Here is a 13,584-nt window from a genome sequence, read left to right as displayed (position 1 = left end):
CCTGGACACTCGCCCCGGCCGGCGCATAACCACAAGGGGCTGCCCGGCCTACGGCCGACCAGCCCCCCAACAAGATCTTCACCGGTCTTCTAGGCGACCCGTTCCGGCGGGGCCTCTTCCTCCTCCTCGGGCAGCTTCACATCGCTCACCGCGGTGTTCACTTCCACGACCTCGAACCCGGTCATCCGCTCGACCGCGGCAATCACGCTTTCCCTTACGGCATCGGCCACATCGGGAATGATCTCGCCGTACTCGACGATCAGATCGAGGTCGACCGCCGCCTGTTTCTCTCCGACCTCGACCTTCACGCCATGGATGGTCGTGGCCGGCCCTCCTGGGACGCGCTTGCGCAGCGCCCCGACGGACCGGGAGATACCGCTGCCCAGCGCATACACACCGGGCACCTCCTCGGCGGCCAGGTAGGCGATCTTCGCGACCACCCCGTCCGCAATGGTTGTCCTCCCGCGCGCCCGGGGCGCGACCGCCCGCCGGCCGGTCGGTGGCTCCTTGATGTCGGTCATGGCGCATCACCCCTTTGCTCCTACGGGAGCAAGACTTGGTTCCCCCTCTTCACGCTACCTAACGGCGCATATGGAGCAACTTCTGGTCCTTTTCCGGCACCAGGCTCGAGACATCGACTCCGGCGTCCTCGCCGAGATCCCGTAGCGCCATCACACACGCCACCTGAATGCTGCGGTGAGTATCCGTCACATGCCTTATGAGCAATTCGACGGCGCTGGGATCATCCTGCGCGGCCAATTCCGCCAGCCCGTCGACGGCGGTGGTTCTTATCGTGATTTCTTCGCCGACGGTGGAAGGGCGGTGCGTGTATGCGGGGGTGCGCTCCGGCGGGATGGGGGTCGTCAAAATGGTCTCGAATACGTCCGTAGCGGTCGTCAGACGGAGATCGGTGAGCAATTGGACGAGGCCCCACCGGTCGAGATAGGCGAACTCCGGCAAGCTCTCCCAGCCGCGGCGCAGCAATGCCGTGACCTCCTCGGCCGGGTATCCGCGGAGCCGGCCGAGGACTTGCTGATATCTCTCGTCGGCGTACTCGTCCGTGTCGTCCAGGGCACCCATGGCGCGCAGGGCCTCGAGCAGCGCAGTGCCGAGACCGCCGAATTCGGCGGCGAAACTCCATTGCTGTCCGTACTCCGTGGCCATGAAGTTGCCGTCCCTTCGAGAAGGGTGGGTGAACTGGCGCACAATCCCCTTCATGTTTCTCGCCCCGGGCGGTATCCGCAACCGCAACCGGATCTCCCCGTCCGGCCCGGTCCGCCAGGGATTACGGGACAGCCCTTAGCCTGTCGGGATGCGGATATCGGGGAACGAAGTGGAGATCGGCCGCCGGGGGATGCTCCAATTGGGTGCAGGGGTGGCGCTCGCCGTCGGTGCTGCGCTGTGGTACAAGCACGAACGTACCCATGAGGACCCGCCACCGGTGCGCGAGCCGCGATGGACCTTTTCCTTGACGGACGAGGAAGCGGGCGGCACCGGACAGGAGTCGATCGTGGTGGCCGGCGGCGTGGTCTATCTCGCTACGGAGGACAGTGCGGGGCTGTATGCGATCGATGCCGCCACCGGACGGAAGAAATGGCACGTCGCGCTGTCCGACAGCAGGCCCGTGGAGATGGCGGTGTCGGCCGGCACCGTGTACGTCGCCGGCGACGACGGGGCCGTGCACGCGCTGCGTACCTCGGACGGCGCGCACCGCTGGCGGGCCCGCCCCCACGGGCGGATGCGTAACGCGGGACCAACGGCCCCCAAGGTGGCCGGCTCCCGCGTGCTGGTGAGCATCCTGCCGTCCTCAGGCGAGGACGACCCGGACCCGGCCCCGTCGGTGCTTTACGCGCTGGATACGGCCGACGGCGGTCTCGTATGGCAGCGGGAGGGCACGCTCCTCGACGTACGGGACGGCCTGGCCTATCTGCAGCTCCCGGACCGGGGGATCGGCGCGCTCGACCCGCGTACCGGGGAGCTGCGCTGGTCGGCCCGGCCCGGCAAGGACTTGGAAGAGCGCACGGTGGACGCCTTCGGCAAGGACCTCCTGTACGGGGACGGGGGCAACGGCGATGGCGGCCCGGGCTCGGAGCTGGTCGCCTACGACCCGCGCACCGGCGCCGTACGGTGGCAGACCCCCGCCGCGTACCCCTCCTCGGCGGTCGTGCAGGGCGGCACCGTCTACATCGACGCGCCCGGCCGCGGCGAGGACGCCGAGGGGCGGCTGCATGCGCTCGATGCCGCGACCGGAAAGGTGCGGTGGACCGTCGCCCCGGACTCCTCGACCAGGATGACCATGCTGAACGACGGCGCCGTGTCGGCCGCCGATGCCGGTGCGGTGTATCTGGTCTGGGACGATGACGAGAGGTGGCCCGACGCGCGGACCATTGTCCAGGCGTACGACGCGCGCCACGGGCGGCCTCGTTGGCGCGCGGACCGCCCAGAGGCGGCCCTCTCGGCGCTGGCGGCGCCGGGGAACCACCTGGTCGTCGGTTACCTCGACGGCTGGTACGCCTATGACACCCGCACCGGCCGCGCGCTGTGGCGGGTGAGCGCGGGGGAGGAGGGGGCCATGGCCCCCGTCGTCGCCGACGGGGTGCTCTACTGCCCCAATGAGACGGGCGTACGCGCCGTCGGCCTCGCCCGTTGGACGGCTGCCCGGCTCACACCCGGCCGTGGGCCTTCTGCGCGCGGCGCGACAGCGAGTCGATGACCACGGCGATCAGCAGCACCCCGCCGGTGATCATGAACTGGACGGCGGTCTGGATGCCCATGAGGGCCACGCCGGAGGCGATCGACTGGATGACCAGCACACCGAGGAGGGCCGACCAGGTCCTGCCGCGGCCGCCGAACATGCTGGTGCCGCCGATGACCGCCGCGGCGATGGCGTCCATCAGGAGGTTGCCCGAGCCCGAGGACTGGCTGGCCGAGGTGACGCGGGAGGCCAGGAACAGGCCACCGATCGCGGCCATCGTGCCGGAGATCATAAAGACCGAGATCCGCACCAGGCCGACATTGAGGCCGGTCCGGCGGGCGGCCTCGACGCTGCCGCCCAGGGCGAAGATCATCCGTCCGTAGGGCGTTCGGCGCAGGACGTAGTCGAGGCCCACGAGGAAGCCAAGGAAGATCAGGAGGGCGAGCGGCAGGCCCTGGAACTGGTTGAGGACATAGGCGGCGGCGAGCGCGATCGCCGCGAGGACGGCCGTACGCAGGACGGTTTCGCGCAGTGGGCGGGTCGGTACGCCGGCGGCCCGGCGGCGCCTGGTGTCCCGGTACGAGGCGAGGAAGTACCCGGCGGTGCCGAGCGCCGCCAGGCCGTACGCGGCGGCGACATTGGTGAAGTAGTGGCCGGTCAGCATGGCGACCAGGCCCTTGTCGTCGATGTTGATGGTGCCGCTGGTGCCCAGGACGTAGAGCATCAGGCCGTTCCAGCCCAGCAGGCCCGCGAGGGTGACCACGAACGCGGGCACACCCACCTTGGCGAAGAAGAATCCCTGTACGGCGCCGACGGCCGTCCCCGCCAGCACCGCCACCAGTACGGCGAGCCCTTCGCTCATCCCCTCGTTCACGTTCAGCACCGCGAACGCGGCCGCCGCGAGGCCGCTCACCGAGCCGACCGAGAGATCGATCTCGCCGAGCAGCAGCACAAAGACGATGCCGATCGCGATCAGCCCGGTGCCGACGATGTCCACGCTGAGATTGGACAGATTGCGCGGCGAGAGAAAGTTCTTGTTGAGGGTCTCGAAGATGATCCACACGATGACGAGGCCGAGAATGACGGGGACCGAGCCGAGTTCGCCGCTGCGGAACCGCCGGGCGAACGACGCGAAGGCCCCCTGCACACCGTGCTCGGGCGGCCCGCCCCGGCGGCGGTCGGCGGTGGGCGACGGCGGCCCCGCGACATGACCCTGCGCGCCGCGGCCTCCCGTGCCCTCCGGCTTGTGCTTTCTGAGCGGCCAGGTCCGGCTCACAGCTCCAGCTCCCACCCGTGTGTCTTGCGGCGCGTGACGGCGTTGTCGGTGGCCCCGGTGATGGAGGAGATGATCTGTTCGTGGGAGGTGCTCGACACATCGAAGAACCCGTTGTTGCGGCCCAGCCGCAGCACGGCGACCCAGTCCGCGACGGCCTTGACGTCGCCCATGTTGTGGCTGACCAGGAGCACCCCGAGGCCGCGTTCGCGGAGCTGCTCGACCAGGTCGAGGACCTGGGCGGTCTGCTCGATGCCCAGCGACGCGGTGGGCTCGTCCAGGAGGACCAGCCGGGGATTGCCCAGCAGCGAGCGGGAGATCGCCACGGTCTGCCGCTGGCCGCCGGAGAGGGAGGCGACGGGGCGGCGCACATCGGGCATCCGGATGGCGAGGGTGTCGAGCAGCTCCAGGGTGACGCGCTCCATCTCCACCTCGTCCAGGACGCAGGCCCGGCGGATCTCGCGGCCGAGGAAGAGATTGCCGACGACATCGAGGTTGTCGCACAGCGCGAGGTCCTGGTAAACGGTCGCGATCCCCATGTTCCGGGCGTCGTGCGGGCGGGTGATCTGGACCGTACGGCCCTCCCACGCGATGACGCCGGCATCGGCCGGGTCGACGCCGGCGATCACCCTGACCAGCGTGGACTTGCCCGCACCGTTGTCGCCCACCAGCGCGACCACCTGCCCGGGGTGGATCTCCAGCTCGACGTCCTGAAGCGCCCGCACCGCGCCGAACCGTTTGAAGATCCCGCGCAGGGAGAGCAGTGGCGGTGCGGTCATGGGTACCCGCCTCATCTGGTCAGTCCCGCCTTGGTGCAGGCGGCCGCGTACTTGGGGGTGCAGATCTGGCCGATCGTGTACATGCCGTCCTTGACGAGGGTGTCCTTGATGTTGTGGACGGTCACCGCGACCGGGGTGAGCAGCACGGTCGGGATGCCGCGTGTCGTAGGGCTGTTGATCTTGTGGGTGGCGATGTGGTCGAGCGGCTTGCCCCGGCCCAGCGCGACGGCCATTTCGGCGGCTGCGGCGGCCTCGGGCCCGAAGGGCTTGTAGACGGTCATGTACTGGTCGCCGTTGACGATCCGCTGTACGGCGGCGAGTTCGGCGTCCTGCCCGGTCACCGGCGGCAGCGGCGCCATCCTGGCGGCCTTCATCGCGGCGATGACGCCGGAGGCGAGGCCGTCATTGGCGGAGAGGACGCCGTCGATACGGTCCGGGCCGAGGGCCGCGATGGCGCCGGACATATTGATGTTGGCGTTCTCCGGCCGCCAGTTGGCGGTCTCGTAGGCCTTGCCGATCTTCACCTTGCCCTGGAGGACGGCCAGCGCGCCCTTCTGGAACCAGGCGGAATTGGGGTCCGTCCCGCCGCCGTTCATCATCACGATCTGGCCGCCGCGCGCCTTGGCGCCCATCGCCTTCAGCAGCGCCTCACCCTGGAGCCGGCCGACCCGGTCGCCGTCGAACGACACATAACCCGAGACCGGCCCCTCCGCGAGGCGGTCGTAGGCGACGATCTGGATACCCGCCCGGCGGGCGTTCTCGACCGAGTAGCGCAGCGATTTGGAGTCGACGGCGTCCAGGATCATCACCTTGACCCGCTTGGTGATCATTGCGTCCACCTGCTGCTGCTGCGTCGCCACATCGTGCTGCGCGCTGGCGAATTCCACCCGGCAGGCGGGGCACAGCTGATGAATTCTCTTCTCGATCAGGGGCTTGTCGAATTGCTGCATGCGGGAGGTGTAGTCGGGGAGCAGCAGGCCGATCGTCAGGCGCCCGCCGGATGCCTGCCCGCCGGACGGAGGTCCGCCGGACCCGCCCACCTCACGGGCGTTCCCGCAGGCGGCCGCGCCGACGGCCAGGCACAGACCGGCCAGGACGACGGCGGCCTTGTGCGGCAGAGCAGTCACCTCAGCGTCCCTCCTCCGCGCCACGTCGCTCCAGCCGCTCGCGCGGCGACAGGGCGATCTCGCTCCACACCTGCTTGCCGCCGCTGAGCGGCACCGAGCCCCAGGCCGCCGACATCGCCTCGACGAGCAGCAGCCCGCGGCCGCCGGTCGACTCCCAGTCCACGCTCGCCGGCTTGGCCGGCGTCCGCGGCGAGGCATCGTTCACCGCGATCCGCAGCCGGTCCGCGGTCAGCGTCAGATCCAGCCCCACCTCGCCCTGCGTATGCGCAATGGCATTGGTGACCAGCTCGGACACCACCAGCAGGGCCACATCCATCTCCTGCGTCACGTCCCAGGAGCGCAGCGTGCGCGCGGTGAAGCGGCGGGCGTGCATCACGGCGTCCGGCAGCCGCCACACCGTCCAGCGGACCCGCGTCGGGCGCACCCGCATCCCGTCGTAGCGCAGCACCAGCACCGCCACATCGTCGTCGCGCCGCTTCGCGCTGCCCAGCAGCTCCTCGGCCACCCGCCCGGGATCGGTCGGGTCCGCCGCGCCGAGCACCTCGCGCAGCTTCCGCAGCCCCTCCTGGAGCGGGAGGTTCGCCGACTCGGCCAGGCCGTCGGTGAGCAGCGCCACCACGGTGCCCGGGGCCAGTCCGACCTCGGTCAGCGGGAACTCGCCGTCCGCGATCACCCCCAGCGGCGGCCCGCCCTCGACGGACATCTCCTCGGTGCTGCCGTCGGGGTACCGCAGCAGCGGCGGCAGATGCCCGGCACGGACGAACCAGGCGATGCCCTCCTCCATGTCCAGATCGACATAGCAGCAGGTGGCGAAGAGATCCGTCTCCATACCGACGAGCAGCCGGTTGGTGTGGGAGACCACCACATCGGGCGGGTGGCCCTCGACCGCGTACGCCCTGATGGCCGTGCGCATCTGACCCATGATCGTCGCGGCTCCGGCGCTGTGCCCCTGCACATCGCCGATGACGAGCGCCACATGACCGTCGGACAGCGGAATGACGTCGTACCAGTCGCCGCCCACGTCGAGCCCCACGGTGGCCGGCAGATAGCGGGCGGCGGCCACTCCGCCGGCCAGCTTCGGCAGCTTGCGGGGCAGCAGGCTGCGCTGGAGCATCGTGGTCAGCTCGTGCCGGGCGTCCAGCGCATGTGCCCGTACGAGGGCCTGCCCCGCCAGACCGGCGGTCGCCGTCAGCAGGGAGCGCTCCTCCGGCCCGAACCGGTGCTCCTCGTCCCAGCCGACCAGGCACACTCCCACCATCCGGCCGTCCGCGGGGAGCGGCAGTACGGCGAGACCGCCGGGGCCGACGCCCGCCAGGCCGGGTTCGAGGGCGGCTCCCGGGGGCCACAGGGCCACATGGCCGGCCCGGAGCACGGCTTCCAGAGTGGGCAGCTGGTGGCAGGAGGCATCGGGCCATTCGGACCGCCACTCCGAGCGCCACTCAGTGGGCCAGGCATCGGGCTCCGGAGGATCGAGGACGGTGACCACGAACCGGTCCGCCTCCAGCTCGGCGACCGCCAGCCGGGCGGCGGCCAGCGGCACCCGCAGGGTCGCGACCACCACCCGGCTCACCTCCCGGATCGTCGTCGCCCCGGCCAGCGCCGCGGACAGCCGCTGCACAACGGCGACCTCGTCGGCACTGGGCCGCAGATACGCGGCGTCGGCGACCACGCCCAGCATGCGGTCCGGCGCCCCGTCGGAGCCCACCAGCACCCGGCAGCGCAGGCTCAGCCAGCGCAGCTCGCCGTTCGGCCGGCGGATACGGAACGACAGCTGCTGGGCCGTGGTGGGCAGCCGGCCCGGCTCCACGATCCCCATCAGCGCCGGCACATCGTCCGGAGCGGTACGCGCCAGCAGCGTCTCCACCTGTCCGTCGAACTCCTGCGGCGCGATGCCGAACAGCTCCAGCACCTGCGCGTCCGCATCCATCCGTCCGGTGCTCAGCCCCAAGGTGAACGCGCCGCCCCGGAGCGTGTCCAGCCCCGGCCCCAGCAGCGCCCGCCCCTCCGGCCGCCGCCCCACCGGGCCCCCGGCCCGCCCGACGGTCCGCGCCGCCACCGCCTCCAGCCCCGCCGCCACCTGGTCGGCGTGCAGCTCCAGCAGGGTGCGCCGGTCCGCACCGAAGACGTCCGTGCCCTTGTCGACGACCACCAGGCAGCCCAGCCGCTGGGCATCGCCGCCCAGCGGCAGCACACCCACAGAAGCCTGGGCGGCGAACTCGCCCGGCCCCAGCCACACCGGCTGCCCCGTACGGAACGCCGTGGCGACGGGGGTGTCGCCGGACAGCGCGCAGCGCGTCGGCAGTCCGTAGGGGACGCCGGAGCCTCCGACCGTCTCGGCCAGCTGAAGATCGCCGTCCCCTTCGGCCGGCACATAGACGGCGGTCAGTTCGGCCCCGGAAGACCCAAGGACCCGCGCGGTCACTGCTTGCACCGCCTCCGTACGCGGGAAGCCGTCGTCGTAAGCCACGGTCGCCGTATCCGCCCTCGGGGCCGGGGCGGACACCCCGGCCCCGCCTCATCGGACATTTCGCCTATTCTGCCCCTCCTCCATGGTGCGGCATCCGGGGAGAGAGCAGCTAGTCGGGACCGCGGGGCGGGCTACGGAGCGTGTCCGGGGAAATCCTCCGCCAGCAGCGTGCCGAGGTCGAGGAAGCCCTGATACGTCCGCGACCGCAGCCGGGTGAGGTCGATCTCGCGCCGGCTCTCCAGCCGGGTACGGACCAGCTCCCGCTTGTGCTGCTGGTCGGGGGCGATCCGCCGCACGCTCTCCGTACCGTCGCCCCCGACCGGCGCCGCGGCCCGGCCTGCCGGGGCGTGCAGCAGCGGCAGCTGTACGGTGCCGCCGGCCGAGGCGAGCAGCCGGGACCAGGCCGGCACGGGGCCCGCGGACGTCTCCAGCACCGGCACCGGCAGCCCCCGGAACGGCGGCTCCGCATTGCCCCTTTCCGAGAGAACGTATACGTGCACCGCGTGCGCAGCGGTGTCCCCCAGGGACAAGAACTCCGCCCGCGTGATGTCCCCCAGCTACCGCTGGGAGGTGCCCCCACGTCCGGGCTGGTCTCCACCCGGCTGGTGCTGATCTTGTAAGCCCTGCCACCTGCTAGGTCTCAGGCGAAGTGAGCCAGGAATCCCCCTCCTTCAGGAGGGGAGGATGTCAAGACAGCGGAACGGAAGGCCGGATCATCAGTCGGGCACCAGTACGGCGGCCCCGTGGACCCGGTCGGCCGCCAGATCCGCCAGTGCCTCCGGAGCACGGCCGAGTGGGTACGGGCTGACCGTGACCCGGATCCCGATCCGCGCCGCCGTCTCCAGGAACTCGCGGCCGTCCTGCCGCGTATTGGAGGTCACGCTGCGCAGATTCCGCTCGTGGAAGAGATGGCGCCGGTAGTTGAGCGCGGGGACGTCGGTGAGGTGGATACCGGCGATGGCGAGGGTCCCCGACCGGTCCAGCGCCGCCAGCGCCACCGGCACCAGGTCGCCGACCGGAGCGAAGAGAATCGCCGAGTCCAGCGGTTCGGGCGGCCAGTCGTAGGCGTCGCCGGCGGAGGCGGCCCCCAACTCCAGGGCCAGTTCACGCGCCTGCGCGGACCGCGTCAGAACATGAACGGTGGCGCCCTCGGCCAGCGCGACCTGCGCGGCCAGATGCGCCGAGGCACCGAAACCGTAGATCCCGAGCCTGCCGCCGGCCGGCAGCGCACTGCGGCGCAGCGCCCGGAAGCCGATGATCCCGGCACACAGCAGCGGCGCCAGCTGCACGGCGCTCCGGTCAGCGGGGAGAGGATAGGCGTAGTCCGCAGGGACGAGGGCCGCATCGGCGAACCCGCCGTCGGCGTCCCAGCCGGTGTAGCGGGACGCCGGGCAGAGGTTCTCCCGCCCGGCCCGGCAGTACCGGCAGCTGCCGCAGGTCCCGCGGAGCCAGGCCCCGCCGACCCGGTCACCGGCCCGGAACCGGGTCACCTCCGCGCCGGCCGCGACCACCCGCCCGACGATCTCGTGCCCCGGCACGGTCGACGGCCGGTGCGGCGCCAGATCCCCTTCGGCCAGATGCAGATCCGTACGGCACACACCGCACGCCTCCACCCTCAGCAACAGCTCACCGGGCCCCGGCTCGGGCACGTCCCGGCGCACCGCCGCCAACGGACCCGACCCCATCGGGCCGGGCCGCTCGACCACCCACCCGGACACCACGTCCGGACCGGAACCGGATGCCATGCCTCCAGCGTGGCGCCTGCCGATGCGCCGGGCAATCCGCGCCCGGGCCAAGGCCCGGCCGCCTCACATGTCCGCTTCCTCGCCGATGTACAGCCCGGCGAACGCCTTCGCCGCGGACTGTGACCCCAGTAGCCGCCGCAGCCGGGCCGCGGCCGTACCCGCCCGGAACCGGTCGCCGGACGAGGCGCCGTGCAGCACCTCCGACAGCCACTGCGAAAACTCCAGGTACTGCCACACGCGCCGCAGGCACGCCGCCGAATAGCCCGCAAGGCCGCGGTCGTCCCCCTTCTTGTAGTGGGCGAGCAGCGCATCGGCGAGCAGCAGCGCATCGTTGATCGCGAGATTCAGGCCCTTCGCGGCGATCGGCGCGACGAGATGCGCCGAGTCGCCCGCCAGGTAGAGGCGGCCGTACGCCATGGGCTCCACCACGTAGTTGTGCATGTCCAGGACCACCTTCTCGGCCAGCGGTCCCTCGGTCAGCGGCCGGGCACCGGCGGCGGCGAGCCGGGTGTGCAGTGCGTCCCAGACGCGCGCGTGCGACCAGTTGCCGGCCTGTTCGCCGGGCGCGACCTGGAGGTAGTAACGGGTGATCTCGGGGCTACGCGCCATATGGGCACCGAGCCCGCTCTCGTGGATGCCGAAGACCACCCCGTCCGCGGACGGCGGCGCCTCGGCGAGCAGCGCCAGCCAGGAAACACCGTGGTCGTACCGCGTCAGGACCGTCCGGCCGTCGGGTATCGCCGCCCGGCTCACCCCGCGCGCGCCGTCGCAGCCCGCGACGAAATCGCACTCGACGAGGTGCCGCACGCCGGTGACCGGATCGGCGTAGGTCACCGCGGGCCGATCGCCGTCCACCTCGTGCAGCCGGACATCCCGTACGCCGAACCGCACATCGCCGCCCGACGCGTCCGCGTAGGCCGCGACGAGATCGGTGACCAGCAGCGGCTGCGGGTAGACGAAATGCCGGCTGCCCGACAGCTCCGCGGTACGGAGTACATGCCGCTCCCCGCCGAACCGGAACTCGAACTCCGCCTGTGTCTCGGCCCGTTCGAGCAGCCGGTCGGCAAGCCCGTGCCGGGCCAGCGCGCGCACCGCCCACTCCTCCATGAACCCGGCGCGCGGCCGCCGCTCGATGAACTCCCTGCTCTCCGCCTCCAGTACCACGCAGCCGACGCCCGCGCCACGGAGCAGATTGGCCACGGTGAGCCCGGCCGGACCAGCACCCACGATGACGACGGACGTGCGGGTCAGGGCGGGGGAGGGAGACGACACGTCGAGGGTTCCCTTCGAGGCGGGGACGGTGATCGTGAGCAGTATGGCGGCCCGTGCGGACGGCCGCTCCGGCACCCCACGAGCGCCCCACCAGCACCTCCGGATCCGAAGGCGGCATGCCGAGGCGAGCCCCGTCAACCTCGTTGCGTACCCTGACCTGGCCGTCTCGTCGATGGCCGAAAGCTTTCGTCGTACGACAGGAGTGCCCGATGGCCGCCCCCGCACCCGCCGGTTCCGCTTCCCGGGCCTCCGTACGCCATCGCCTGCGGGCATGGATGCTGGAAGGCCTGGCCGATATGGCCAAGCATCAGAAGGGCGCGCAGCCCCCGCCGGAGACCGCGCACAAGGGGCAACGATGGTGGCGGGTGATGTGCCTGACGGGTGTGGACTACTTCTCCACCCTCGGCTACCAGCCGGGTATCGCTGCCCTCGCCGCCGGCCTGCTGTCGCCGATCGCCACCATCGTCCTCGTCCTCGTCACTCTCGCGGGGGCGCTGCCGGTCTACCGGCGGGTGGCCGAGGAGAGCCCGCGCGGTGAGGGCTCGATCGCGATGCTGGAGCGGCTGCTGTCCTTCTGGAAGGGCAAACTGTTCGTCCTGACCCTGCTGGGCTTCGCCGCCACCGACTTCCTCATCACCATCACCCTGTCGGCGGCCGACGCCTCCACCCATCTGATCGAGAACCCGCACCTCACCGACGTCCTGCACGACCAGCAGGTGGTCGTCACCCTGATCCTGGTCGCCCTGCTCGGCGCGGTGTTCCTCAAGGGCTTCCTGGAGGCCATCGGGGTGGCGGTGGCCCTGGTGGCCATCTACCTCGCACTCAACGCGGTCGTGGTCGTCGTCGGACTGTGGCATGTGTTCAAGGCCCCGCACGTCGTCCCGGACTGGTCCCACGCCCTGACCCTCGACCACGGCAATCTCCTGGCGATGATCGGTGTGGCCCTCCTCGTCTTCCCGAAGCTGGCGCTGGGCCTGTCCGGCTTCGAGACCGGCGTGGCGGTCATGCCCCATGTCGAGGGCGACCCGGACGACACCGAAGAGCGCCCCACCGGCCGGATCCGCGGGACGAAGAAGCTGCTCACCACCGCCGCCGTGATCATGAGCGTGTTCCTCATCCTCACCAGCTTCATCACCACCCTGCTCATCCCGGAGGACGCCTTCAAGCCCGGCGGCGAGGCCAACGGGCGCGCCCTGGCCTTCCTGTCCCACGAGTACCTGGGCTCCGCCTTCGGCACCGTCTACGACGTCTCGACCATCGCCATCCTCTGGTTCGCCGGCGCCTCGGCCATGGCCGGGCTGCTCAACCTCATGCCCCGCTATCTGCCCCGTTACGGCATGGCCCCCCACTGGGCACGTGCGGTCCGCCCCATGGTGCTGGTCTTCACGCTGATCGCCTTCCTGGTGACCTGGATCTTCCACGCCGACGTCGACGCCCAGGGCGGTGCGTACGCCACTGGTGTGCTCGTGCTGATGAGCTCCGCCGCGATCGCGGTGACCATCGCCGCCCGGCGCGCCGGCCAGCGCCGCTGGGCCGTCGGTTTCACCGCGATCTCCGTGCTCTTCCTCTACGTCACGGTGGTCAATGTCTTCGAGCGGCCCGACGGTGTGAAGATCGGCGCCTGCTTCATCGCCGGCATCATCCTGGTGTCGTTCTTGTCCCGGATGGCCCGCGCCTTCGAGCTCCGGGTGACCAGCGTGGCCCTCGACGACACCGCCGAGCGGTTCGTCCGCGACGCGGCGCGACGCGGCATCCGCTTCATCGCGAACGAGCCCGACCAGCGGGACATGGCCGAATACCGCGACAAGCTCCAGCAGATCCGTACCGACAACGACATCTCGTCGGAAGACGACGTGATCTTTGTCGAGGTCACCGTCGGAGACCCCTCCGAATTCGAGAGCGAGCTGCGGGTCCGCGGCGAGGTCCTGCACGGCCGCTACCGCGTCCTGTGCCTCGACAGCTCCACCATCTCCAACGCGCTGGCCGCCCTGCTGCTGCACGTACGGGATGAAACCGGTCAGCGGCCGCACATCTACTTCGAGTGGACCGAGGGCAACCCCTTCGCCCAGTTCCTCCGCTTCTTCCTCTTCGGCCAGGGCGAGGTCGCCCCGGTCACCCGCGAAGTCCTGCGCGAGGCCGAACCCGACCGCGGCCGCCGCCCCCGCGTCCACGTCGGCTGACCCGTCGGTCCCTGTCCGTTCCTGATCCACCGGACCTCGCCCGCGC

Annotated in this window: 11 protein-coding genes; 2 read left to right on the top strand and 9 right to left on the bottom strand. The window is 71.0% G+C overall.

All coding sequences use genetic code 11. The features are described from left to right. Positions 1-89: 89 nt before the first annotated feature. Together AB0D04_RS34960 and AB0D04_RS34955 are read right to left on the bottom strand one after the other, a co-directional pair. Positions 90-521: an Asp23/Gls24 family envelope stress response protein gene (locus tag AB0D04_RS34960; protein ID WP_362711415.1), complete on the bottom strand. Its 432-nt coding sequence runs from the start codon at positions 519-521 to the stop codon at positions 90-92. A gap of 58 nt (positions 522-579) precedes the next feature. Continuing rightward, a complete protein-coding gene (locus AB0D04_RS34955) occupies positions 580-1,164 on the bottom strand; it encodes a hypothetical protein (RefSeq protein ID WP_362711414.1) in 585 nt (194 codons plus the stop codon). 148 nt (positions 1,165-1,312) lie between these two features. On the opposite strand from AB0D04_RS34955, the gene AB0D04_RS34950 reads away from it, so the two are divergent. Next, positions 1,313-2,713 (top strand): PQQ-binding-like beta-propeller repeat protein, encoded by a 1,401-nt coding sequence (locus tag AB0D04_RS34950; RefSeq protein ID WP_362711413.1) that lies wholly within the window; start codon positions 1,313-1,315, stop codon positions 2,711-2,713. Here the strand turns inward: AB0D04_RS34950 and AB0D04_RS34945 are convergent. From AB0D04_RS34945 to AB0D04_RS34915, 7 genes are all read right to left on the bottom strand, one after another. Continuing rightward, a complete protein-coding gene (locus AB0D04_RS34945) occupies positions 2,664-3,842 on the bottom strand; it encodes a sugar ABC transporter permease (RefSeq protein ID WP_362711418.1) in 1,179 nt (392 codons plus the stop codon). The two genes, AB0D04_RS34950 and AB0D04_RS34945, sit on opposite strands and share 50 nt — an antisense overlap. A 125-nt stretch (positions 3,843-3,967) precedes the next feature. Further along, positions 3,968-4,747, bottom strand: a complete 780-nt coding sequence (locus AB0D04_RS34940) for an ATP-binding cassette domain-containing protein (protein WP_362711412.1) — start codon at positions 4,745-4,747, stop codon at positions 3,968-3,970. Between the two features lie 11 nt (positions 4,748-4,758). Further along, a complete protein-coding gene (locus tag AB0D04_RS34935; RefSeq protein ID WP_362711411.1) occupies positions 4,759-5,874 on the bottom strand; it encodes a substrate-binding domain-containing protein in 1,116 nt (371 codons plus the stop codon). Position 5,875: 1 nt separating this feature from the next. Then, positions 5,876-8,296 (bottom strand): SpoIIE family protein phosphatase, encoded by a 2,421-nt coding sequence (locus AB0D04_RS34930; protein ID WP_362711417.1) that lies wholly within the window; start codon positions 8,294-8,296, stop codon positions 5,876-5,878. A 176-nt stretch (positions 8,297-8,472) separates the two neighbouring features. Continuing rightward, the gene (locus tag AB0D04_RS34925; RefSeq protein WP_362711419.1) at positions 8,473-8,871 is read right to left on the bottom strand and encodes a hypothetical protein; all 399 of its coding nucleotides are present in this window, start codon (positions 8,869-8,871) and stop codon (positions 8,473-8,475) included. A 186-nt stretch (positions 8,872-9,057) separates the two neighbouring features. Continuing rightward, complete coding sequence (locus AB0D04_RS34920; RefSeq protein WP_362711410.1) at positions 9,058-10,086, bottom strand: zinc-dependent alcohol dehydrogenase family protein; 1,029 nt, start codon at positions 10,084-10,086, stop codon at positions 9,058-9,060. A 63-nt stretch (positions 10,087-10,149) separates the two neighbouring features. Continuing rightward, entirely contained in the window at positions 10,150-11,358 is a 1,209-nt protein-coding gene (locus AB0D04_RS34915; RefSeq protein WP_362711409.1) for a 4-hydroxybenzoate 3-monooxygenase, read from the bottom strand. 209 nt (positions 11,359-11,567) lie between these two features. Between AB0D04_RS34915 and AB0D04_RS34910 the strand changes: the two genes are divergently transcribed. After that, complete coding sequence (locus tag AB0D04_RS34910) at positions 11,568-13,538, top strand: amino acid transporter (RefSeq protein ID WP_362711408.1); 1,971 nt, start codon at positions 11,568-11,570, stop codon at positions 13,536-13,538. Positions 13,539-13,584 lie beyond the last annotated feature (46 nt).

Source organism: Streptomyces sp. NPDC048483 (assembly GCF_040651455.1).
Classification (GTDB): domain Bacteria; phylum Actinomycetota; class Actinomycetes; order Streptomycetales; family Streptomycetaceae; genus Streptomyces.
Note: the sequence above shows the minus strand (reverse complement) of the source record. Positions and strands in the feature narration are given on the sequence as shown.

Coding starts and splice junctions, on each gene's coding strand:
- AB0D04_RS34955 (WP_362711414.1), bottom strand. CDS start 1,164: ATGGCCACGGAGTACGGACAGCAATGGAGTTTCGCCGCCGAATTCGGC.
- AB0D04_RS34950 (WP_362711413.1), top strand. CDS start 1,313: ATGCGGATATCGGGGAACGAAGTGGAGATCGGCCGCCGGGGGATGCTC.
- AB0D04_RS34920 (WP_362711410.1), bottom strand. CDS start 10,086: ATGGCATCCGGTTCCGGTCCGGACGTGGTGTCCGGGTGGGTGGTCGAG.
- AB0D04_RS34960 (WP_362711415.1), bottom strand. CDS start 521: ATGACCGACATCAAGGAGCCACCGACCGGCCGGCGGGCGGTCGCGCCC.
- AB0D04_RS34910 (WP_362711408.1), top strand. CDS start 11,568: ATGGCCGCCCCCGCACCCGCCGGTTCCGCTTCCCGGGCCTCCGTACGC.
- AB0D04_RS34940 (WP_362711412.1), bottom strand. CDS start 4,747: ATGACCGCACCGCCACTGCTCTCCCTGCGCGGGATCTTCAAACGGTTC.